13 protein-coding genes are annotated in these 23,644 nt (G+C 73.3%); 9 read left to right on the top strand and 4 right to left on the bottom strand.

From position 1 onward, the window contains the following. The first annotated feature begins 62 nt into the window (after window positions 1–62). The 5 genes from EBO36_RS09005 (at window position 63) to EBO36_RS08985 (ending at window position 12,407) form a co-directional block, all read left to right on the top strand. The gene (locus EBO36_RS09005; protein WP_122824309.1) at window positions 63–3,566 is read left to right on the top strand and encodes a family 43 glycosylhydrolase; all 3,504 of its coding nucleotides are present in this window, start codon (window positions 63–65) and stop codon (window positions 3,564–3,566) included. Window positions 3,567–3,628: 62 nt separating this feature from the next. After that, the gene (locus EBO36_RS09000) at window positions 3,629–6,370 is read left to right on the top strand and encodes a LamG-like jellyroll fold domain-containing protein (RefSeq protein ID WP_122824308.1); all 2,742 of its coding nucleotides are present in this window, start codon (window positions 3,629–3,631) and stop codon (window positions 6,368–6,370) included. 389 nt (window positions 6,371–6,759) lie between these two features. Further along, window positions 6,760–7,797: an Lrp/AsnC family transcriptional regulator gene (locus tag EBO36_RS08995; RefSeq protein WP_164471417.1), complete on the top strand. Its 1,038-nt coding sequence runs from the start codon at window positions 6,760–6,762 to the stop codon at window positions 7,795–7,797. A 66-nt stretch (window positions 7,798–7,863) separates the two neighbouring features. Continuing rightward, a complete protein-coding gene (locus EBO36_RS08990; protein ID WP_122824306.1) occupies window positions 7,864–11,406 on the top strand; it encodes a TM0106 family RecB-like putative nuclease in 3,543 nt (1,180 codons plus the stop codon). A 5-nt stretch (window positions 11,407–11,411) separates the two neighbouring features. After that, a complete protein-coding gene (locus EBO36_RS08985) occupies window positions 11,412–12,407 on the top strand; it encodes an asparaginase (RefSeq protein WP_122824305.1) in 996 nt (331 codons plus the stop codon). A gap of 627 nt (window positions 12,408–13,034) precedes the next feature. On the opposite strand, the gene EBO36_RS15405 is transcribed toward EBO36_RS08985, so the two are convergent. After that, entirely contained in the window at window positions 13,035–14,570 is a 1,536-nt protein-coding gene (locus EBO36_RS15405; RefSeq protein WP_187695808.1) for a glycoside hydrolase family 183 protein, read from the bottom strand. A 324-nt stretch (window positions 14,571–14,894) separates the two neighbouring features. On the opposite strand from EBO36_RS15405, the gene EBO36_RS08975 reads away from it, so the two are divergent. From EBO36_RS08975 to EBO36_RS08965, 3 genes are read left to right on the top strand one after another with little or no spacing between them, the layout of a single operon-like run. After that, window positions 14,895–17,942 carry an alpha-mannosidase gene (locus EBO36_RS08975; RefSeq protein ID WP_122824304.1) on the top strand — a complete coding sequence of 1,016 codons (3,048 nt, stop codon included), beginning with the start codon at window positions 14,895–14,897 and terminating at the stop codon, window positions 17,940–17,942. Beyond that, window positions 17,939–19,123 (top strand): SGNH/GDSL hydrolase family protein, encoded by a 1,185-nt coding sequence (locus EBO36_RS08970; protein ID WP_122824303.1) that lies wholly within the window; start codon window positions 17,939–17,941, stop codon window positions 19,121–19,123. Before EBO36_RS08975 ends, EBO36_RS08970 begins: the two co-directional genes overlap by 4 nt. Before the next feature lie 3 nt (window positions 19,124–19,126). Beyond that, window positions 19,127–20,353, top strand: coding sequence for an ROK family transcriptional regulator (locus EBO36_RS08965; RefSeq protein ID WP_122824302.1), 1,227 nt, complete (start codon window positions 19,127–19,129; stop codon window positions 20,351–20,353). Between the two features lie 39 nt (window positions 20,354–20,392). Here the strand turns inward: EBO36_RS08965 and EBO36_RS08960 are convergent, their stop codons facing one another. After that, window positions 20,393–21,319, bottom strand: coding sequence for a cytochrome b/b6 domain-containing protein (locus EBO36_RS08960; protein WP_122824301.1), 927 nt, complete (start codon window positions 21,317–21,319; stop codon window positions 20,393–20,395). Between the two features lie 221 nt (window positions 21,320–21,540). Here EBO36_RS08960 and EBO36_RS08955 point away from each other — a divergent pair, with 221 nt between their 5' ends. Then, on the top strand, window positions 21,541–22,164 hold the full coding sequence (locus EBO36_RS08955) for a CueP family metal-binding protein (RefSeq protein WP_122824300.1): 624 nt from the start codon (window positions 21,541–21,543) through the stop codon (window positions 22,162–22,164). A gap of 17 nt (window positions 22,165–22,181) precedes the next feature. Here EBO36_RS08955 and EBO36_RS08950 read toward each other — a convergent pair whose 3' ends face one another. Together EBO36_RS08950 and EBO36_RS08945 are read right to left on the bottom strand one after the other, a co-directional pair. Then, the gene (locus tag EBO36_RS08950) at window positions 22,182–22,700 is read right to left on the bottom strand and encodes a mycothiol transferase (protein ID WP_122824299.1); all 519 of its coding nucleotides are present in this window, start codon (window positions 22,698–22,700) and stop codon (window positions 22,182–22,184) included. Further along, on the bottom strand, window positions 22,697–23,635 hold the full coding sequence (locus EBO36_RS08945; protein ID WP_122824298.1) for an ABC transporter substrate-binding protein: 939 nt from the start codon (window positions 23,633–23,635) through the stop codon (window positions 22,697–22,699). The genes EBO36_RS08950 and EBO36_RS08945 overlap by 4 nt, the downstream gene beginning before the upstream one ends. Between the last annotated feature and the right edge of the window lie 9 nt (window positions 23,636–23,644).

The following is a 23,644-nucleotide window of genomic DNA, read 5'->3' as shown; positions in this document are numbered from 1 at the left end:
CACCGCACCGCACCGCCGACCTTGATCATCACGTTTTCTCGACACACCCGATGGAGAGTGGAATGAGACTGCTGTCCCGCACGCCGCGAGCGGCTATCGCCGTCGCCGCCCTGAGCGCCGTCATCCTCGGAGCGGGGACGACGGCCCTGGCCGACGTCCCCGACGACGGGCTCGTCGCCGAGTACCTCTTCGACGAGCCCGCGGGCGCGACCGTGCCCAACAGCGCCCCCGGCGCCGAGCTCGGGGCGGCGACCGTGCGCAATGTCCAGGCCGCCGACTGGACGGGCACGTCGCTGACGATGCGCGGCGGGGCGAAGACCTCCACCGGCAACTGGGTCGAGCTGCCCGACGACATCCTCGCCGGCGCGACGTCGGCCACCGTCACCGCGGAGGTCAAGGCCTCCGCCGCGATGCTCAACGGCTTCCACTTCCTCTGGAACGTCGGCAACGAGTCCTCGGCCACCGAGTACTTCTTCGCCTCCCTCAACTGCGGCTCCGGACGCTCGCCGCTCGTCGGCATCAAGGCCGGCGGCTCCGAGAGCCTCGTCCAGTCCGGCTCGTGCGGGGTCGCCGCGAACCAGTGGGTCAACGTCACGACCGTCGTCGACGGCGCGGCGGGCACCGCCTCGCTGTACCTCGACGGCGTGCGGGTCGCCCACGGCGCGGTCCCCTTCACCCCGGCGGACATCACCGACCAGTCCCTCAACACGATCGGCCGCGCGCCGTGGCCCGACCCGCTCTTCCAGGGCGCCGTCTCCGCCTTCCGCGTGTACGACCGGGCCCTCACCGCCGCGGAGGTCGCCGAGGTCTCCGCCACCGACGCCGAGGTGCACGCCGGCGAGCTGCGCGCCCAGGCGCAGGCCGTCCTCGACGGCCTGGCCCTCACCGACCTCGAGACGAGCGGCGACGTCGACCTGCCCACGGCGGGCGGCCGCGTCACGTGGACCTCGAGCAACCCCGCCGTTGTCGGCGTCGACGGCTCGGTCACCGCCCCGCTCGCGGGCCAGCCGGCCGTCGACGTCGAGCTCACCGCCACCGCCTCGGTCCGCGGGATCAGCGCGAGCGAGACCATCACCGTGACGGTGCTGCCGTCGACGGAGAGCGCCGAGCAGCGCGTCCAGAGGCTTGCCCAGCGCGTCGTCGTCCCGCCCGTCGTCGAGTCCGGGACGGCCCTGCCCGCCGCCCCCGAGGGCACGCGCGTCGTCGTCGAGGCCGTCGCCGGGGCCGAGGTCGTCGACGGCGCCATCGTCTCCGGCGGGGACACCCCCGCCGTCGCGACGATCGCCCTGCGCGTCACTGACGAGGCGACCGGCGTGAGCGTGCTGCGCACCTTCACGACGCGGGTCCTGCCCGCCGGCTCCACCTCGCAGCTCCTCGCCTACAGCCGGGTCCCCACCAGCGCCGCCGAGGCCAACAACGCCGACGTCGCGCTGAGCATGCACCTCGCCCTCGAGGGCGACGACGCGTGGACCCCGCTCAACGAGAACTACGGCATCTTCTTCCCGAGGACCTCGGTCACCCCGCCGACGGCGGGCACCTCGAGCAGCATCGTCCGCAGCTTGCGCAACCCGCACCTGTTCTACCTCGCCGACGGCTCGTTCGGCGTCGTCGCCACCCGCACCGCCCGCGACGGCGGCTCGGACGGCACCCAGGCGAGCAGCATGCTCCTCGCCCGCAGCACCGACCTGCTCAGTTACACCGAGGTCGGGCTCGTCAACCTCGGGGTGACGAGCGGCGTCAACGACCCGGCGGTCGTCTTCGACACCGCCTCCCAGCGGTACGTCGTCACCTGGACGTCGGACGCGGGTGCGGCGATGTACACGACGTTCGCCGACCTCACCGACCCCGCGACGCGCGGGCCGGTCGAGCGCGGCGCCGTCGCGGCCACGGCCGGCGCGGAGGGCACCGGGGTGCCCAACTACGCCTCGGGCAACGCGCTCCCCGTCACGGCGGACGTCGCCGAGGCGCTCGAGGTCCGCTTCGGCCGCATCGTCAACACCGACGTCCGCCCGCTCGAGGGCGTGAGCGTCGAGGAGGGCGCCGAGCTGGCCGCCGGGGCGCTCCCGGCCCGCGCCGAGCTCGGCTACAACGACGGCTCGACCGCCACCCGCGCCATCGCGTGGGACGCGGAGTCCCTCGCCGCCGTCGACACCTCCACGCCCGGCACGTACGAGGTCACCGGCACGATCAAGGCGCCGCAGTACGCGACGCCCTTCGCGGACGAGCGGGCCGACCCGTCGATCTTCCGGTTCGACTACAACGGGCAGCAGAAGTTCCTCATGATCGCCACCGAGGACCTCAACATGAACCCCATCGACCCCGCGAACGGGCCGCACATGCCGTTCCGCGTCGCCGACCGGATCGAGGACCTCTCGGACGAGGCGCTCGCCGCGGGCCGCAACGTCGAGGTCGACCTCCTGCGCGCCGGCGACACCGACGCCGACGGCGGCGTCATGACCGGGTGCTTCTGGGCCCCGGAGCTCCACATGATCGACGGCACCCTGTCGATCCTCTTCATGCCCTGCTACGACGGCTCGAACGGGCGCCCGGACATGTGGACGGGCCGCGCGAGCATCATCCAGCTCAAGCAGGACGCCGAGGGCAACCACCTCGACCCGGCCGTCCCGGCGAACTGGACGAAGGCGGAGAAGGTCGTGCGGGCCGACGGGTCGATCCTCAACCCGGTGCAGGACATCTCGCTCGACATGACCTACTTCACCGACTCCGGGCAGTCGTACTACGCGTGGCAGATGCTCGGCGCCGTCTACATCGCCGAGATGGACCCCGCGGACCCGACCCGGATCACGTCCGACCCGGTGCGGATCATCGCGCCGGAGTACGCGTGGGACAACACCATCGCCGAGGGCCCGAACGTCCACGTGCGTGACGGCGTCCTCCACATGATCTACTCCGGCTCGACCGTCGGTGACACCTACACGACGGGCCTCATCACGGCGCCCGCCGGCGAGGGCGCCGACCTCACCGACCCGGCCACGTGGGACAAGCTCAACTACCCCGTGCAGAAGTCGGGGATGTTCAACGGGGAGTGGCAGCTCGGCACCGGACACGGCATGTGGTCCTACGACGAGGACGGCAACCTCCTCTACGTCTTCCACGCTCGTACCGACCACGACGGGCTCTCCGGCCGTGACATGTTCGTCCGCCGCGTCCACTGGGCCGCGGACGGCATGCCGGTCTTCGACATGGAGGCGGACGAGGAGATCGCCCCCGGCAACCGCACCGTCACGGTCACCGTGACCGTCGTCGGGGACGAGGGCCTCGACGTCACGGCGACCGTCGGCGCCCGGTGCGTCGCCGGCAAGACCGTCCAGGTCGTCACCCTCACCAACGGGGAGGACGTGCCGGTCGCGGTGGGGGCCACCTCCCCGTACGGGACACGCCAGACCGCGGCGCTCGCGCCCGGCCGGAGCGTCTCCTACGCCTTCACCACCCGCCAGGTGGGCGTCGACGGCGGTTCCGTCGCGGTGACCGCCGAGGCCACGGTCGACGGTGACGTCGTCACCGACTCGGTGTCCGTCTCCTACGCCGCCAGCACGTGCCGATGAGCGGCGCCGCCAGCGCTGACCCGTGCCGAGACCTCGGCGCGGCCGAACACAGAGGTGACCCCATGCACTCCATGACCCGCTCAGACCACCGGGGGCGGTCCCGGCGCCTGATCGCCGGCGTCGCGTCCCTCGCGCTGCTCACCCTCGGCGCCATGGCGCCGGCGGCGGCACGCACCGCGGAGGCGGCGGCTCCGGCGGGGGCCGCGGCGCCCACCGCCGTCGCCGCGGCCGCGCCGGACGACGGCCTGGTCGCCGAGTACCTCTTCACCCAGCAGGCCGGTGCGACGGTGCCGAACACCGTCTCCGGACCGGGCGCCGTCGGCGACGCCCGGGTCGTCAACGGCTCGGACGCGCTCTGGACGGGGGACTCGCTCCGGTTCACGGGCGGGGCGAAGACGAGCCCGACCGCGAGCTGGGTCGAGCTCCCCGACAACCTTCTGGCCGGCGAGCGCTCCGCGACGATCACGACGGAGGTGTCGATCGCCGCCTCGATGAAGAACACGTTCAACTTCCTCTGGAACATCGGCAACGACGCCAACCAGGCGTACTACTTCGTCTCCGTCCGGGACACGCCCCGGACGGCGATCACGACGTCGTCGGGCGGCGGCGAGGTCAACGCCCGCGCCGGCGCGGGGCTCGACGCCGGGCGCTGGTACAGCCTCACCTCCGTCATCGACGGCGAGGCCGGCACGATCAGCTTCTACGTCGACGGCGTCCGCGTGGCGTCCGCACCCACGACCCTCACGCCCGCCTCGATCACCGACCAGTCGCTCAACACCATCGGCCGCTCGCCGTGGCCCGACCCCATGTTCGCCGGTGAGGTCTCGACGTTCCGCGTCTACGACCGCGCATTGAGCGCGGACGAGGTGCGCGACGTCTCCGAGGCGGACGCCCTCCTCCACGAGGAGAGCTTCGCGGCGGCCGCCCGCGCCGTCCTCGACGACGTCGCGCCCGTCACGGTGAGCGACTCCACCACCGTCCTGCCGGACTACGACGGCGTCGTCCGCTGGGCATCGGCCAGCGAGGGCCTCGTCGTCGCCGCCGACGGCCGCACGCTCACCGCCGTCCAGCCCGCCCCGGGCGAGCCGGCCGCGCAGGGCACGCTCGTCGCGACCGCCACCGTCCGCGGCGCGACGGCGAGCGCCGAGGTACCCGTGACGATCGAGCCGGTCGCCGCGGCCGACGACGCCTACGGCTACCTCCTCGTCCACTTCATCGAGGACTCCGCCGGGTACGCCGAGAAGATCTACCTCGACGTCTCCCGCGGCGACAACCCCGAGCAGTGGGACCCGCTCAACGGCGGCGAGCCCATCCTCGCCTCGCACCTGGGCACCACCGGCGTGCGCGACCCGTTCCTCACGTACAACCCCGAGACGGGGACGTACTACATCATCGCCACCGACCTGCGGGTCTTCGGCGGCGACCGCGGCTCGGGCTCGTGCATGGAGTGGTGCTACTGGTCCAGCCAGGGCAGCACGATGCTCAACGTGTGGGAGTCGACGGACCTCGTCACGTGGAGCGACGTGCGCCAGATCGACCTCGGCGTCGGCGCCGCTCCCGAGATGGGCATGGCGTGGGCGCCCGAGGCCACCTGGGTGGAGGACTACGACGGCGAGGGCGAGGGTGCGTTCGTCTTCTACTGGTCCTCGAACGTCTACCCGGACCAGGCGCACACCGGCACGAGCTACAGCCGGGTCCTGTGGGGCGCGACGACCGACTTCACCGAGGAAACCTACGCCTACGGGGGCGTCCTCATCGACGACGGCGGGAACACCATCGACACGACGGTGGTCCAGGACGAGGGCACGACGTACCGGATCACGAAGGACAACGCCGCCGGCCGCGGCATCTTCATGGAGTCGACGGCGGACGCGCGCTGGTGGGAGGCCGGGACGGACTGGACGACGATCCAGACGCGCATCGGCGCGGAGTGGGCCGGCGGCAACGCCGGTGGCGTCGAGGGCCCCGCGGTCTTCAAGAGCAACGACTCCGACCGGTGGTACCTCTACGTCGACGTCATCCCCACGGTGGGGTACCGGCCGATGGTGACGACCGACCTCGACGCCGGCTGGGAGCTGCTCACCAGCCCCGACTTCTTCATGGCGCCGAGCACGAAGCACGGCGGCGTCGTCTCCCTCACCAAGGCGCAGTACGACACGGTGCGCGCCGCCGACGCGGTGAGCGCCGTCGTCGAGGACCTCGGCACCGTCACGGTGGAGGAGGGCGCGACGGCGGACGACCTCACCGCCGCGCTCCCGGCGACGGCGGAGGTGACGCTCGCCTACCAGCGCGGCACGGCGGACCTCCCGGTGGACTGGGACACCGCCACCGTCGACCTGACGACTGCCGGTGAGTACCAGGTGACGGGCACCGTCCGTTCGATCGGCGCCAACCTCAACCAGTGGGTCGGGGCCGGCGGCTCGACGGCGTGGAACGCGCCCGACCGGGTGCCGTACAGCTCCACGGCGATCACCGTGCGCGCCAGCGTGACGGTCGTCGGCGTGCCCGACGAGGGGCTCGACGTCACGGCGACCGTCGGCGCGCGGTGCGTCGCGGGCAAGACCGTCCAGGTGGTCACGGTGACCAACGGGGAGGACGTGCCGGTGGCGGTGGGGGCGACCTCCCCGTACGGGACGCGCGAGACCGCGGCGCTCGCGCCCGGCCGGAGCGTGTCCTACGCCTTCACCACCCGCCAGGTGGGCGTCGAGGGCGGCTCGGTGGAGGTGACCGCCGAGGCCACGCGCGACGGCGACGTCGTCACCGACTCCCTGTCCGTCTCCTACGCCGCCAGCACGTGCCGGTGACGTGATCGGCCGACGGCGCGCCGCGGACGGGGCCACCCGCACGCGGCGCGCCGTTACCGCGCCCGCCGGTGTTTGCGTCGCCGGCGCATGGCAGAAATGCCCGCGCCGCCGACCGCTGGCCATTGACAGCGGCGGGGGCCCGCGACGGTAAGTCCACCCCGGCGACGCGCCGACGCGGAAACCGCCGCCATGTTCTCTCCGGCGTCCCGTCCTATGGCATCGCGGACCATTCCCCGCAGCGCCGGATGCCCCCACGCGGAACCGGTCGGTCCCATTCGGAATTCGTGTCTCGTAGTATTCTTGCGGAATTTCCCGCAGACCGAGGAGGCCCAGTTGTGAACCATGACCGTTCGCGAAGTCCCCGCCGAGGCGGAGGCAGCGCAACCGGCATGAGCAACGGCACCCCGTCGAGCCGCACCCTGAACGACCTCGACCGCAAGATCGTCGCCGCCCTGCAGCTGGACGGGCGGGCCAGCTGGGCGACCATCGCCGAGCTCTCGGGCACCACGGGGCCGACGGCCGCCCGCCGGGTCCAGCAGCTCACGCAGGACGGTGCGGTCACCGTCGCCGTGATGAAGGGCGTCGGGGCCGACCGGCTGCACGAGTTCCACTCGCTGCGGCTGCAGTGCGGTCCGGGAATGGCGATCAAGGTGGCGGCCAAGGTCGCCGAGCGGGCGGACATCCGCTTCGTCGCGCTCATCACCGGGCAGTACGACGTCATGGCCGAGGCGCAGATCCCGCGGCAGGCGGAGGCCTACCACTCCCTGGTGCGGGAGATCCAGATGATCCCCGGGGTGGAGACGGTCAGCGGCGAGCTCACCCTCCACGTCTACAAGGTCAGTCACGACTGGGCGCGCGAGCTCCTCGGCCTCGCGCCGGCGGGGTCCGAGCCGGTGAGCGAGGAGCACGAGGCGGCGCACTTCGACGAGGTGGACGAGGCGATCTTCCAGCGGCTCACCGTCGACGCGCGGGTCGGGTTCTCGGAGATGGCCGAGGCGGTCGGGCTCAACGAGTCCACGGTGCGCCGCCGGTTCGAGCGGTTGGTGTCCCGCCGGTGGCTGCACGTGGCGACGCTCGTCCAGGCGGCCGCGCTGGGCTTCGAGTCCGAGGTGCAGCTACGGATCGACGTGGAGCCGGCGCGCCTGACCGAGGTCGCGCACGAGCTCGGTCGCCGGCCGCAGGTGCGCTACCTCGCCCTCCCGCTCGGCGCGAACGGCCTGGTCGCCGAGGTCATCGCCCGGCGCACGGAGGACCTCTACTCCTTCATCACCGCCGAGCTCGCCGAGCTTCCCGGCGTCATGGGGTGGACGGCCTCGCTGGAGCTGCTCACCCTCAAGCGCGGTTTCGTCGTGACGCCGTGGTGGCGGGCCGAGGTGGCCCACATCGAGGCCGGTGCGGAGCCGGAGGAGCCGGCGGCGACGCGGTAGCCCGTCGCCCCCGGGCGGGCGTGGTCGCGGCGCCCGATGTCGGTGGGCGTCCCTATAGTCGCGAGGGTGTTCCTCCTCGACGACGGCACGATCGTCTACAGCGCCAGCGACCTCGCGGCCGCCGCGGACTGCGAGCTCGCGCTCCTGCGGGTGCTCGACGGCAAGCTCGGCCGGTCCGCGCCGCTCGACCTGCCCGCCGACGCCATGCTCGAGCGCGCCGCCCGGCTGGGGGACCGGCACGAGGCACGGGTGCTCGCCGAGCTCGTCGAGCGCTTCGGACCGTGGGACCGCGCCGCCGGCACCGGGGTCGTCGAGATCGAGCGGCCGGACGGCCGCCCGGACCGGGCGCTCCTTGAGGCCAAGCGCGAGGAGACCCTCGATGCCCTGCGCACCGGGGCGGACGTCGTCTTCCAGGCCGGGTTCTTCGACGGCCGGTTCTCCGGCTGGGCGGACTTCCTCGTCCGTGCGGACTCCGGGCGCTACTCCGTCTACGACACCAAGCTCGCCCGGCACGCCAAGGTGACCGCGCTGCTCCAGCTCGCCGCGTACGCCGACCAGCTCCTCGCGGCGGGGCTCGACCCGGACCCGCAGGTCCACCTGCTCCTCGGTGACCGTACGCGGACCAGCCACCGCCTGGCGGACCTGCTCCCCGTCTACCGGGACCGGCGGGCGCGGCTGGAGGCGATCCTCGACGGCCACCAGGCGGAGGCCGGGCCCGTGGCGTGGGGCGACGAGCGGTACCGGGCCTGCCTGCGCTGCGCCGTCTGCGCCCCCGAGCTCGCGGCCCGCCGGGACGTGCTCCTCGTGGCCGGCCTGCGGGTGACCCAGCGGGCCCGGCTGCGCGCCGCCGGGATCGCGACCATCGACGCCCTCGCCGTCGGCGACGCGGCGGTGGCCGGCATCGGCACCGCGACGGTGGAGAAGCTCCGCGCCCAGGCGCGCCTCCAGGTCGCCCAGCAGCCCCCGGGGCCGGGGGCGCCGGGCACGGCTCCCGGCGCGGTCCGTCACGAGATCCACGCGACCGCGGCGATCGCGGCGCTGCCGGCACCGAACCCCGGCGACGTCTTCTTCGACTTCGAGGGGGACCCCCTGTGGAGCGAGGACGGCGGCGCGGGGGAGGACGCCTGGGGGCTGGAGTACCTCTTCGGGGTGGTCGAGGCGCCCACCGCGGCCGGTGCCGAGCCGGTGTTCCGCCCGTTCTGGGCGCACGACCGCGCCCAGGAGAAGCAGGCGCTGGAGGACTTCCTCGCCTACGTCACCGCCCGGCGCGCCGCCCACCCCGGCATGCGCGTCTACCACTACGCCGCCTACGAGAAGACGGCGCTGCTGCGCCTGGCCGGGCGGCACGGGGTGGGCGAGGACGTCGTCGACCAGCTCCTGCGCGAGGGCGTGCTCGTCGACCTCTACGCCACGGTGCGGGCGAGCCTGCGCACCGGCCAGGACTCCTACTCGCTCAAGAAGCTCGAGCCGCTGTACATGCCGGCCGCGCGCGCCGGCGAGGTCACCACGGCCGGGGACTCCATCGTCGAGTACGCCGAGGCGTGCGAGCGCCGTGACGCGGGCGACGACGCCGAGTGGCAGCGCCGCCTGGGCCAGATCGCCGCGTACAACCGCGTCGACTGTCTGTCCACCCTGCGCCTGCGGGACTGGCTGCTCGCCGAGGCGGCCCGGCTCGGGGCCCGGCCCGGGGCCCCGGCCGCCGGACCCGACGACGCCGACGCCCCCCGCCGGGACGACCTGGCCGACCGGGTCCTCGTCGAGCGTCTTCTCGCCGCGGCCGGCGACGGGCCGGCGCGGGACGCCGACGACCAGGCGCTCGCTCTGCTCGCGGCCGCCCTCGGGTACCACCGGCGCGAGGCCAAGCCGTTCTGGTGGGCGCACTACGACCGGCTCTCGGCAGACCCGGCGGAGTGGACCGATGCTCGCAACACCTTCGTCGCCGACGAGGTCGAGGTCCTCGAGCCGTGGGGCGTGCCGCCCGGCAAGCGGGTGCCCGTCCGGTTGCTGCGGATGGTCGGCCGCCTTGAGCCGGGCAGCGAGCTCACCGCGGGTGCCACCGCCTGGACGCTCTACGACGCGCCCCTGCCCGGGTGCCTCAAGACGTCGACCTCCGGCCGGCGCGGGTGGGGCGAGAAGCTCACCGTCCGCGCGGTCGACGCCCTCGACGACGGGCGGGACGTCCTCGTCGTCGAGGAGGGGCTGCGCGCCTCGGACTGCGTGCACGACGCCGTCCCCATGGCCCTGGTGCCGGCCTGCGGGCCGTCGACCACGAGCCTGGAGGAGGCCGTCCGCGGCCTCGCCGAGCGGGTGGTCGCGGCCCTGCCGCACGTCCCGGCCCAGCCCGCCCTCGACCTCCTGCGCCGGGTGCCGCCGCGGCTGCGCGGGGGTGCCGCCCTGCCGGTGCCGCGCGACCACCCGGACGGCTCCATCGAGGCGATCACCGCTGCGCTGCGCGACCTCGACGGCTCCTACCTCGCCGTCCAGGGCCCGCCGGGTACCGGGAAGACGTTCGTCGGGTCCCGGGTCATCGCCCGCCTCGTCGAGCAGGGGTGGCGGGTCGGGGTCGTCGCGCAGTCCCACGCGGTCGTGGAGAACATGCTCCACGCCGTCGCCTCCGCCGGGGTGCCCGCCGACCGGATCGGGAAGAAGGCCCCGTCGGGCACCGGTGGCGACGCGCCGTGGACGTGGGTGAAGGACACCCGGTTCCCGGCGTTCTACGCCGCCCAGCCCGGGGGGCTCGTGGTGGGCGGGACGGCGTGGGACTTCACCAACCCCACGCGGCTGCCCGACGTCCCGCTCGACCTCCTCGTCGTCGACGAGGCCGGCCAGTTCAGCCTTGCCAACACCCTCGCCGTCTCCACGGCCGCCCGCAACCTCCTCCTCCTCGGGGACCCGCAGCAGCTCCCGCAGGTGAGCCAGGGCCGCCACCCCGAGCCCGTCGACCGCTCCGCGCTGGGCTGGCTCACCGACGGGCACGACACCCTGCCGGAGAGCCACGGGTACTTCCTCGCCCGCACGTGGCGGATGCACCCGGACCTGTGCGCCGCCGTCTCCCGGCTGTCCTACGAGGACCGCCTCCGCTCCATGCCGTGCACCGCCGAACGGTCCCTCGAGGGCGTCGCGCCCGGGGTCCGCACCGTCGCGGTCGTCCACGAGGGCAACGCCGTGGCCTCGCGGGAGGAGGCGGCCGCCGTGGCGGGGGAGGTGCGCGCCGTCCTCGGTCGGCGCTGGCGGGACCCCGCCGCCGGGGAGGACCGGCCGCTCGGGGAGCGCGACGTCCTCGTCGTCGCCGCCTACAACGCCCAGGTGTGGACCGTCCGGCGCGCCCTCGCCGCCGCGGGGCTCGGCGAGGTGCGGGTCGGCACCGTCGACAAGTTCCAGGGGCAGCAGGCGCCGGTGGTGATCGTCTCCCTGGCGGCGTCCACGCCGGAGGACGTGCCGCGCGGCATGGAGTTCCTCCTCAGCCGCAACCGGGTCAACGTCGCCGTCTCCCGCGGGCAGTGGTGCGCCGTCGTCGTCCGCTCGCCCGCGCTGACGGACTACCTCCCGAACCGGCCCGAGCGGCTCGAGGAGCTCGGGGCCTTCCTCGGACTGGATCGGCGACACTAGTAGACGTGCAGCCCCTCCTCTCCGTCGGTGCCCTCGGCGGGACCATCGCCATGACCTCGCCCGTGCCCGACGTCGGAGCGCTGCCCACCCTCGACGCCGCCGAGCTCGTCCGCGGCGTCCCCCAGCTCGCCGCGCTGGCCGCCGTGCGGCACGCGAGCATCTGCGCCAAGCCGTCCGCCTCGATCACCGTCGACGACGTCCTCAACGCCCTGCGCTGGGCGCGGGGCCAGGTGGACGACGGCGCCCGCGGCGTCGTCCTCACCCACGGCACGGACACCCTCGAGGAGACCGCCTACCTGCTCGACCTGCTCTGGGACCGCCCCGAGGCGCTCGTCGTCACCGGGGCCATGCGCCCGGCCGACGCCCCCGGCACGGACGCGCCGGCGAACCTCCTCGCCGCGGCCAACACCGCCCTCGCTGCGGACGCGCGCGGGCGCGGGGCGCTCGTCGTCCTCAACGACGAGATCCACCTCGCGGCCCGGGTCACCAAGACCAGCTCGACGGCGCTCGACGCGTTCGCCTCACCCGGCTTCGGCCCGGCCGGGCGCATCCTCGAGCAGCAGGTCCGGTTCGCCGCGCCCGCACCGCCGCGTCCGGCGCCCCTGCCCCCGCCGCCTCCCGGACCGGTCGACGTCGCCCTCGTGGAGGCGCCGCTCGCCGACGACGGCCGCGTGGTGCGCGCCCTGCTCGACGCCGGGTTCGGCGCCCTCGTCGTCGACGGCAGCGGTCTCGGCCACACGTCCGCGGCCACCGCCGAGGTCCTCGCGGGCGCCGTGTCCCAGGGCGCCGTCGTGGCCGTGTCCTCCCGGACCACGCGCGGCGGCACCGGCCGGGTGACGTACGGGTACGTGGGCTCGGAGATGTACCTGCGCGGCGTCGGCGTCCTGCTCGCCGGCGAGCTGTCGGGGCGCAAGGCGCGGCTCCTCCTCCACGTGCTCCTGGGCGCCGGCGTCGCCGGGGAGCGGCTCGCGCAGGCCTTCGCCGAGCGCACCCGGGTCTGACCCCGACGCCGCCGAGTTCGCCGGTTCGTGCCGAGTTCGCTGGTTCGTGCCGAGTTCGCTGGTTCGTGCCGAGTTCGCTAGTTCGTGCCCAGTTCGCTAGTTGCTGCCGAGTTCGCTGGTTCGTGCCGAGTTCGATAGTTCTGCCTGGCGAACTCGGCACAAAGTGGCGAACTCGGCGTCGGGCAGGACGCCGAGTTCGCTGGTTCGTGCCGAGTTCGCTGGTTCGTGCTGAGTTCGCTGGTTCGTGCTGAGTTCGCTGGTTCGTGCCGAGTTCGATAGTTCTGCCTGGCGAACTCGGCACACAATGGCGAACTCGGCGTCGGGCAGGACGCCGAGTTCGCCGGTTCACGCCGAGTTCGCCGGTTCCTGCCGAGTTCGCTGGTTCGTGCCGAGTTCGATAGTTCTGCCTGGCGAACTCGGCACACAATGGCGAACTCGGCGTCGGGCAGGACGCCGAGTTCGCTAGTTCGTGCCGGGTTCGCCGGTTCACGCCGAGTTCGCCAATTCCGGCGCGCGCCCACCGCGAGGGGCGCCCCGGGCCCCGCCGCTCCGCACGGGCGTGACCACGGCGTGAAGCCGGAACCTGGCCCGGGCGCGCCTGCCGGCGGCCACGCCCGTGCTGGTGGCTCAGCGGTGCGGGGCCAGCGTCCTCCGCAGCGCGGTTCCCGCGGCGATGGTCACCGCCGAGAGTAGGGCTGCGCCGACCAACGCGCCGGTGTCAGCGCCCGTGGTGGGCAGGGCGCCCGGGCGGGACCCGCCTCCGGCACCCGCCGCCGGGTCCGGCGCCGCGTCGGCGGGGTCGTTCCCGCCCGTACCGGGCGGACCCGGGTCAGGCGTGGCGTCGGGCGTCGGGGTCGGCGCGGGGTCGGGGGAAGGCGTCGGGTCGGGCGTCGGTGTGGGGTCGGGGGAAGGCGTCGGGTCGGGCGTCGGGGTCGGCGTGGGGTCGGGCGTCGGGTCCACGCCTCCGTCGTCCGTCGGGGCGAGGGTGAGCGAGACGAAGCGGGGCCGATAGTTGTTCGGGTCCGCCAGCACGTCGTCGTGGCTCATGGCGTTGACGTTGTACGACAGCAGGAGGGTGCCGTCCTCGCTGAGCCAGGGGTGGCCCGCGACGTTGTAGGGCGCGAGCATCCCCTCACGGCCCTCGGGTGCGGTGTACACCGCGCGACGGTCCACGAAGGGGCCCTGAGCGGCACCGCTGACGGCGGCGTCGATCGTGTGGCCGCCGAACGGGCCGAAGGTCTCGGTCGAGGCCAGGACGAACGTGCCGTCGATGAGGGAGACGGAGAAGACCGCGCCCACGTTGGCGATGATCGGGGTGGCCGCGTCCTCGTCCTCGACCCAGTCGCCGGCCGCATGGAACCGCCACGTCTCCTGGTCCAGCAGGGCGTCCCGCGGGACCCGCGCGACGTAGCCCGAGCCGTCCTTCTGCCCGTAGACGTAGGTGTCCTCGCCGCACGTGACCACCTCGACCCCCCAGTGCACGCCGCCGGGGTGCCCGAACGTGGGGGTGATGTCGGTGACGCGGAAGTCGGAGTCGTAGGTGACGATGTCGCTCCCCACCCAGGCGAAGTTGAACGGCGGCTCGCCGTCGTTGACGGCCGTCTTGGCCTGGAACACCCGGAGCGCGCCGTCGTCGACGAGGCCGTCCTCGTTCCAGTACCAGGGGTTGCCGTTGACCGCGTCGGGCGGGTCGACGATCGAGGTGGGTGCCTCCCGCGTGCCCCCGGTGACCGTGTCGACGGGGTGTCCGTCGTCGTCGGTCGGGAGGATCGTGCCGTGCAGGAATCGTGCGTCGTCCTGGATGAGGCCGTTCTCGAGCGGGCCCATGAACGTGTCGTTCATCAGCCAGGCCACGCTGCCGTCGCCGAGCTCGACCGAGTAGGTGCCGTCGGACGCCGCCCATCCGCCGAGGTCCTCCCACCCTCCGCCCGTGTCGCCGAACGTGCGGAACGCTGAGGTGAACTCCTCGTCGGCGGAGGCCGACGCCACCCGCAACGACGGCTGTGCCGTTGCGTCGTCGCAGCGGAGGGCGTCGTCGTCCTCCACGGCGGCCGCCGCGGACGACAGGCAGAGCAGTGCCCCCGAGCTGAGGGCGAAGACCGCGCTCACGCCGACGGCGCGACGGTGAGGGCGGGAGGCGCGGGCGAGCCGTCTCGGCGTCATGTCAGCTCCAGGGTTCGTCGTCGAACAAGGCCGTGCCGCGGCTGTGCGGCGCGATCGCGGGCCTATATCAACACGGTTGCTAAACCAGCGTCAAGGGTTTGCTGAGCAATGCACCTAGTCTGATGCGCCGCGCGAGCTGCTTGACGTGGATAAATCAAACTGCTTGAGTCCGTGTGGTGTGGCCGAGGCTCCGCGGGAGCACCATCGCGATCGAGGACGACGGACCGTGCACGGCAAGCAGTACGCGTCCCTCAACGTCGTCCTGGGCCGGTAAGGACCGCGCACCGCGTCGCGACCGGCACCCCTGTCCCTGGAGGAGATCTCGTGCGAGCACCCCAGCAGTCCCTCGACCAGCGTCTCGCGCGCTTCGTGCGTGACCGGGTCGAGCCCGCCCTCGTCGCCGACCGCGCCGGGGTGAGAGTGACGGCTTGGCCGGCGCCGTTCGAACCGGTGCCGTTCGACCGCGCCGTCGAGCGGACGTTCGGCCCCATGCCGGAGGGCACCGCCTGGGGGAGCGCGTGGAGCACGCTCTGGATGCGCGTGGACGGGCGGGTCCCCGACGCCTGGGCCGGAGCCGGGGGGCGGGTCGAGCTGCGCGTCGATCCCGGGTTCGCCGGGGACGGCGTCGGGTTCCAGGTCGAGGCCCTCGTCTACGACGACTCCGGGCGGGTGCTCAAGGGCATCGAGCCGAGGAATGACCGTGTGCGGGTGCCGGCGGCGCCCGGTGAGTCGTTCACGGTGTTCGTCGAGGCGGCGGCGAACCCCGACGTCCTCGACGGCGAGTCGTTCACGCCCACCGAGCTGGGGCGCAGGCAGCACGCAGGCGACCCGCTGTACCGCCGTGGACGTATCGAGCTCGTCCGCACCGATGAGGACGCCTGGGAGCTCGCGCGCGACATCGAGACCCTGTGGGGCCTCACGCGGGTGCTCCCCGAGGCGTCGTCGCGACGCGCGCGCGTCGTCGCGGCGCTGCACGCCGCGATGGACGCCGTCGACCCGGGTGACGTCCGCGCCGGCGTCGCCGAGGCCAGGCGCATCCTCGCTCCCGTGCTCGCGGTGCCGGCGGAAGGCAGCGCCCACCGCGTCTACGCGGTCGGCCACGCGCACATCGACTCCGCGTGGCTGTGGCCCACCCGGGAGACCGTGCGTAAGTGCGCGAGGACGTTCTCCAACGTCCTCGCGCTCATGGACGAGGACCCGGACCTCGTGTTCGCCTGCTCCTCCGCGCAGCAGTACCTCTGGGTCAAGGAGCACTACCCCGACCTGTACCAGCGGATCCGCGAGCGGGTCGCCGAAGGGCGCTTCCTGCCGGTCGGCGGGATGTGGGTGGAGTCCGACACGAACCTGCCCGGGGGAGAGGCTCTGGCGCGCCAGTTCATCGAGGGCACACGGTTCTTCCTCGAGGAGTTCGGCGTGGAGTCGAGCGTCGTGTGGCTGCCGGACTCGTTCGGGTTCACCGCGGCGCTGCCGCAGATCGCGCTCGCGGCGGGGGCGGAGTCCTTCCTCACCCAGAAGCTCTCCTGGAACGAGACGAACGCCTTCCCGCATCACAGCTTCCTCTGGGAGGGCATCGACGGTTCGCGGATCTTCGCCCACCTCCCGCCGGTCGACACGTACAACTCGCAGCTGTCCCAGGACGAGCTGGCCTACCTGGTCGGCAACTTCTCGCAGAAGGGAGAGGCGACGGCATCCCTGGTCCCGTTCGGGTTCGGGGACGGGGGAGGCGGGCCCACCCGGGAGATGATGGCGGCCGCCCGGCGCGCGGCATCCCTCGAGGGGTCCCCGACGGTCCGCCACGCCAATCCCGCCGTGTTCTTCGCGAATGCCCAGGCGGAGCTGGTATCACCACCGGTCTGGGCGGGGGAGCTGTACCTGGAGAGCCATCGCGGGGTGTACGCCTCACAGGCGCGCACGAAGCGGGCCAACCGCCGCAGCGAGCACCTGCTCCACGAGGCGGAGCTGTGGGCGGCGACGGCGACCGTCCGGACGGGCGCGCCCTACCCCGCCGAGCGGCTGCGCGAGGCCTGGCACCTCGTCCTGCTCAACCAGTTCCACGACATCCTGCCCGGCTCGTCGATCGGCTGGGTGTACGACCAGGCCGAGGAGGAGTACCGCCAGGTCGCCGCGTGGACGCAGGAGATCATCTCCTCCTCGCTGGACGCGCTCGCCGCCGCGGGGACCGGGCCTGCGGTCCCCGCGATGGCCAACGCCGGCCCGTTCCCGATCGCAGGAGTGGCGCCCTTCTCGGTGGGCGAGGCGCACGCCGAGGCCGACGACGTGACCTGCGAGCGCGCCGACGACGGGTGGGTGCTGCAGAACGGGTCCCTGCGTGCCTGTTTCGACGGGCAGGGTCTCATCACCTCGCTGGTCGACCGGCGGGGAGGCGAGGAGTACGTCCCGCCGGGCCAGCGTGGGAACCTCCCGCAGCTCTTCGTGGACGCCCCGCGCCGGTTCGACGCGTGGGACCTCGACGCGGAGTACCGGCACACCGCCCGGGACCTCGCCGAGGCCACGTCCGTGGCGCCCCTGCCCGCCGCGCCCGGCGAGGTGGGGCTGGAGATCGAGCGGGTGTTCGGCGACTCCCGCCTGCGTCAGGTCGTCCGGCTCCACGCCGGTCGGTCGGCGCTGCAGATCGACACCGAGGTGGACTGGCACGAGCGTCAGCGCATGCTCAAGCTCGCGTTCCCCGTCGATGTGCACACCGCGTCGGCGCGCAGCGAGATCCAGTTCGGCCACATCGACCGGCCCACGCACGAGAACACGTCGTGGGACCAGGCCCGGTTCGAGACGGTGGCCCACCGCTGGGTCCACGTGGCCGACGCCGCCGTCGGGCTCGGCGTCGTCAACGACGCGGTCTACGGGCACGACGTCACGCGGCACGCCCGTCCCGGCGGCGGCACCTACTCCCGGGTGCGTCAGACGCTGCTCAAGGCCCCGCTCTTCCCCGACCCGGAAGCGGACCAGGGTGTCCACCGGTTCACCACGGTCCTCGTGCCGGGAGACCTGGCCGAGACGATCCGCGAGGGGTACCGGACCAACCTTCCGCTCCGGCCGGTGACGAGCGCCCCCGTGGCTCCGCTGATCCGTGCGAGCGAAGGGTCGGCGGTGGTCGAGACGGTCAAGCTCGCCGACGACGGCAGCGGCGACGTCGTCGTCCGGCTGTACGAGTCGCACGGGGCCCGGGCGACGGTGCGCGTGGCCGCGGACTTCCCGTGCGCGGGTGCGGTGGCGACCGACCTCCTCGAGCGCCCCCTCGGCGACGCCGACCCGACGCGCCCGCGCGCCTGGGACGCCGGGGACGTCCGTCTCTCGCTGCGCCCCTTCGAGCTCGTGACCCTGCGGTTCCGGCGCGCAGACGTGGCGCGGGGATGACGCCGGGGCCGCGGGGAGCCGCGCACCGGTGCGAGCTCTCCTCCGACGTCTTCCGGGGTGCCGTCAGCGTGGAGCCGGGAGAGGGCGGGCTCGTTCCGGCGCGCCTGCCGGGATGGGCGCGGGCCCGGGTGGACGACCCGTTCATGCGCATGACGTCGGCGCAGGCGGCTGGGGTGCGCCTGGCGGTGCGCACCGCGGCGAGCGTCATCGAGGTCGACTACCGCGGCGCGCGCATGGTCGCCTCGGAGGACGCCGCCATCCCGCCGAGCCGATGGGAGGTGACGGTCGGGAGCGAGTGCGTCGGCGGCGCGGACGCCGTCGCCACCGGACGCGCCGTGTTCGCCTTCGACCAGCCGGAGCGGGCGCGCACCCTCACCGGCCCCGCGACGACGGTCCGGATCGACGTCGGGGGAGGAGGCGTCGAGCGGGACCTCGAGGTCTGGGTGCCGTACACCGACGTCGTCGAGGTCGTCGCCGTCCGCGCGGACCGCCCCATCCGGGCCGCCGGGCCGCGGGCCGCCCCGCGCTGGGTGCACTACGGCAGCTCGATCAGCCACGGCTACACCGCCGACTCGACACTGGGCACCTGGCCGGTGATCGCCGCCCGCCGCGTCGGCGTCCAGCTGACCAGTCTCGCCTTCTCCGGGAGCGCCATGCTCGACGGCTTCATCGCGCGCGTCATCCGCGACCTGCCCGCCGAGGTGATCAGCGTCAAGGCGGGCATCAACATCGTGTCGGCGGACGCGATGCGCCGGCGGACGTTCGCGCCGGCGCTGCACGCGTTCCTCGACACCATCCGGGACGGGCATCCGCGCACGCCGATCGTCGTCGCGTCGCCGATCTGGTGCGAGCCGGTGGAGGAACGCGCCGGGCCGACGTACGAGGACCCCGACCTCCCCTACCCATGGCAGCGGACGCGGGGGACGGCGGAGGACGTCCGCCAGGGCAAGCTCTCGCTCCGCGTCGTCCGCGAGGAGACCGCCCGGGTCGTCGCCGCACGGGGTGACGACGCGCTCGTCGCCGTGGACGGGTTGACGCTGTACTCGGGGCGGGACGCGGAGCGGATGCCGCTACCGGATAACCTCCACCCAGGACCAGACGTCCATGCGCTCATCGGGGAGAGGTGGTCGTCGCAGGTCTTGGAACCCGTCCTGCAGGAGTACGCATTGCACAGGGAGTGACCGGTGAGCCACGCGGCGAGTCTCGCGACGATCGCGACGATAAACGAGAACATCGTGCTGTCGATGCTGCGCCGCCGCCCTGACGGGATGAGCCGGGTCGAGATCGCACGCGAGACGCAGCTGAGCGCCCAGACGGTGTCCAACGTGAGCCGGCGGCTGCTGGAGCGCGGCCTCGTCCGAGAGATCGGCAACCGGTCCCCGGGCGGGCCGGGAAAGCCCGCCGTCATCCTCCAGTCCGACCCCGACGGCGCCTACGCCGTGGGTGTGCACCTCGATCCGGGCCTGATCACGTGCGTGTTGCTGGACTTCTGCGGCACGCCGGTGGCGCAATCGCACCATCTGCCGCCGCCTTCCGGCGTCGCCCGCGACACCATGGACGTCATCACTGAGGCGGTTGGCGGGCTCCTCAAGTCGTCGGGCCGGTCGCTGGAGGACGTGCTCGGTATCGGCGTCGCCGCTCCGGGGCCCATCGACACCGAGGAGGGCGCGCTCATCCGCCCGCGGCTGGCGCCGGGCTGGGCGGGGCTGCACCTGGCGCAGCTGCTCGAGGAGCAGTTCGGACGCCCGTCGCTGCTCGCCAAGGACGTCACCGCCGCGGTGCTCGCCGAGCACTGGGTGAGGCCCACCACCGAGCACCCGCACCAGGCGTTCCTCTACTGGGGCGCCGGGGTCGGGGTCGGGCTGATGCTCGACGGGCACGTCCACGAGGGCGCGTCCAGCAACGCCGGCGACGTGGGGCACGCCATCGTCGATCCTGACGGTCCGATCTGCGAGTGCGGCCGCAGGGGGTGCTTCGGCGAGCTGCTCCGGCCGTTCCGGATGGTCCTCGAGGGCCTGCGGACCGGTGCCCTCCCGGCACCAGCGGGATGGGACGGCGGGACGGATACCGGCTCGGCGCTGAGCGCTCGCGAGGTCGATCAGCTCTTCCGCATGCTGTGGAGCGCGGCTGAGCTGGGCAATCCCGCTGCAGTAGCGGTCGTGGAGAGGGCGCTGCGCGGCGCGCACCTGTACGTGTCGAACCTGGTCGCGCTGCTCGACGTGGACCAGATCGTCCTCGGCGGGCCGTCGTGGGAACCGATGCGGGCGATCTTCCTGCCGGCCCTGGCCGACCTCGGCACCGCCAACGGCCGCACGGTGCACGTGCGCGAGTCGGCGTTCGGCGGCGAGGTCGCCGCTGTGGGTGCGGCGTGCCTCGTCTTCCAGAGCGCGTTCGCGCCGTCCGGCCGGTAGTCGGCGGTGTCCGCGCCGGCGCCGGGGCGGTGAGGGCTGCTAGCGCGCCACCTTGCCGGTGAGCGCCGCGACCGGGCCGGTGAAGACCGGCTTGGCGAGGACCCAGGCCGCCACCATGAGGGCCACGGACACCGCGAAGAGCACCACGCCCAGCCATCCGCCGTCGTCGCTGGCGGCGAACATGTGGTTGAGGTTCTCGCGGGCACCCGTGGTGAGCACCAGCGTCACGTGCACGACGACGAACGCGACGAAGTAGAGCATCACCGGGAAGTGCAGGGCCCGGGCCACCCCGATGGGGACGACGCGGTTGATCCCGCCCGCGCCCTTCGGCCACGCCGGGGACATCCGCAGGCCGGTGATGATGGACAGCGGCGCGGCGACGAAGACGGTGACGAAGTAGGCGAGCTGCTGGAGGGCGTTGTAGCTCGACCAGCCGTCGCTGCTGGGCCAGTCGAAGGAGGCGTACTGCAGCAGCGCCGACGCGGCGTGGGGGAAGACCTCCCACGTCGTCGGGACGATCCGCACCCACTGGCCGGTGGCGAGGAGCATGACGACGTAGCTGATCCCGGTGAGGACCCACAGGACGTCGACGGCGAGGTGCAGCCAGAGGTTGAGCGAGATCTTGGCGGGCTTGCCCTTGGTCCGCAGCGGCCCCGTGTTCCGGCGCTGCCAGTGCCCCTGCTGGCGGCCTCCAGCGCGGATGAGCATGCCGGTGCGCACGAGGAGCACGAGGAAGAAGGCGTTGAAGAAGTGCTGCCACGCCAGCCATGCCGGGATCCCCTCGGGGGCGTCCGCCGGGCGGGGCGCGGTGCCGGGGTAGTCGGCGACGAACGCGCTCACCGCGGGCAGGTCACGCAGCCAGCGGGCGAGAAGGACGACGGCGACCACCGCGACGAGGGCGGCGGGCACCAGCCAGGCCAGGGTGCGCCAACGGCTGCGGGGGGAACGGTTCTTCGACGTGCTCATCGGCTGCGGGGCCATCCTTCCGGTGTCCGGCGCCGACACCACGCGGGCGGTCACCGGGCCCGGGGGACCGGGCACCGGAGCCAGCCTAGGGCCCGCGCGCCGTGGGGGGGCCGCGCCGGCCGGGCGACGGACGGCGATCGACCGACCACCCCGACGCCGTCGGAACGATTGGGGACCAAGGGCCCATTCCGGACGTATGCCCCCTCCGGGAGGGTGGACCCATGAGACGACGGACGATCACGATGGTCACCGCGGTGCTCGTGCTGGCGGGCTGCTCCTCCGGCACGACGGCGGGCGAGGACGCGAACGAGACGCTTCCCGCGGCGGGGACGTCCACCGGGGCGAGCGCCTCCGAGGAGGCGAGCGCCGACGACCCGCTCCTGCTCGCGTACGACCTCGCGGGCATGGAGCCCACCGAGATCATCGAGCACCTCGACGCCCTCGGCGGCGCCGAGCGCCCGGCGGACCTCATGGCCTCCGTGCGGGTCGACGAGCTGCTGCTCTCCGACGCGTCCGGCGAGCTCACCCTCGCGCTCCCGGAGGACCGCTTCTACCTCTCCGTGGCCCCCTACGTCGACCAGACCCACGAGTGCTTCTACCACTCGCTCACCACGTGCCAGGGCGAGCTCACCGGCGAGGCCGTCGAGGTGACCGTCCTCGACGACGCCGGCGACGTCATCCTCAACGAGGAGCGCACGACCGCCGAGAACGGCTTCGTCGGGATGTGGCTCCCGCGGGACGTCGAGGGAACCGTCCGGATCACCGCGGACGGCCGCACGGGCGAGGTGCCCTTCTCCACCGGCGACGACGGCGCCACCTGCCTCACCACGCTCCAGCTCGCCTGACGCGCTGGCCCGCTGTCTCAGCCGTTGCCCCGTCGGCGCTTGACGACCCCGGCGACGAACGCCGCCTGCCCGACGTGCTGCAGGCAGTCGGAGATGACGCTGACGAGCCGCACGGCGAGGGTCACGGGCGGGTCCCAGTCCTCGTCGACCACCCGGTCGAGGGCGCCGTCGTCCAGGCCCCGGACGAACGCCACCGTTTGATCGTGCACGGCGTCGTAGTAGGCGAGGACCAGCTCGGCGTCGAAGCCCCGCACCAGCCCCACCTCCTCCGAGCTGTGCCCGTACCCGAGCCCGTCCACCGGGAGGGCGAAGCGCGCCCGCCACCCGTCGGCGGTCCAGCGCTCCTCCCGCCCGGCGACGTCGGAGATGTGGTCGTCCTGCACGCGGGTGAGGTGCCACAGCAGCCACCCCACCGAGTTGGCGTCCGGGTCGAGGCGCACGGCCAGCTCGTCGCGGCTGAGCCCGTCGGCCGCGGCGTGGACCTCCTCGCGCACGCGGGAGAACGCGTCGAGGAGGAGGTCGGTCGCGGCGCTCACGATCCCGCCAGGCCGTTCTCGGTGAGCCAGTCGGTGGCGATGGTCGCGGAGTCGAGCTGCTCGCCCTGGCTGCGCGCGTTGAGCTCGATGAGGTCCTCGGTGGTGAGCGCCTCGCTCACCGGGTCGAGCACACCGGCGAGGTCGTCGGCGAGCGCGGCGTCGACCAGCGGCACGACGTTCTGCGCGAGGATCATGCTCTCCGGGTCCTCCAGGGTGACGAAGTCGCCCGAGGCGAGGTCCGGGTCGGCGGTGTAGATGTCGCCCATGGTGATGGTGCCGTCGCGGATGGCGTCCTTGGTCAGCGGGCCGCCACTGTCGCCGATGGCGAGGAAGTCCACCTCGACGCCGTAGATGTCCGCCAGCCCCTGCGGCCCGTAGGGCCGGCTCTCCAGCTCGGCGTTGCCGCCGACGATGATCTCGCCGTCGTAGTCCGCGAGGTCGGCGAGGCTGGTGATGCCGTTGGTCTCGGCGAACTCGGCGGTGACGTTGTAGGAGTCCGCGTCCTGCGCCTCGGAGTAGGCGAGCACCTCCAGCCCCTCGGGCAGAGCGTCGGGGAGCGCCCCCGCGACGTCCTCGGAGCTGCGGACCTCCGTCTCGGCGTCGTAGAACTGGAGCAGGTTGCCCGTGTACTCGGGCAGGACGTGCACCTCGCCGCCCTCCATCGCCTGGAGGTAGACGTCGCGCTGGCCGATCTGGAACTGGCGCTCGACGTCGTACCCGGCGTCCTCGAGCGCCTGCGCGTAGATCTCCGCGACGATCTCGTTGGAGTAGTAGGCCTGGGAGCCGACGACGACCATCTCCCCGGCGCCGGCGGAGGTGGCGCCGCCGTCGTCCGTGGCCGGCTCGGCGAGTGGATCGCCGGACCCGCACGCGGCCAGCAGTGCGAGCGCCCCGGAGGCGCCGAGAACGGTGAGTGGGCGTCGGACGCTGCTCATGGGCACTCC

Source organism: Georgenia faecalis, assembly GCF_003710105.1.
Lineage (GTDB): Bacteria > Actinomycetota > Actinomycetes > Actinomycetales > Actinomycetaceae > Georgenia_A > Georgenia_A faecalis.
This window is presented reverse-complemented; position numbering and strand designations above follow the sequence as displayed.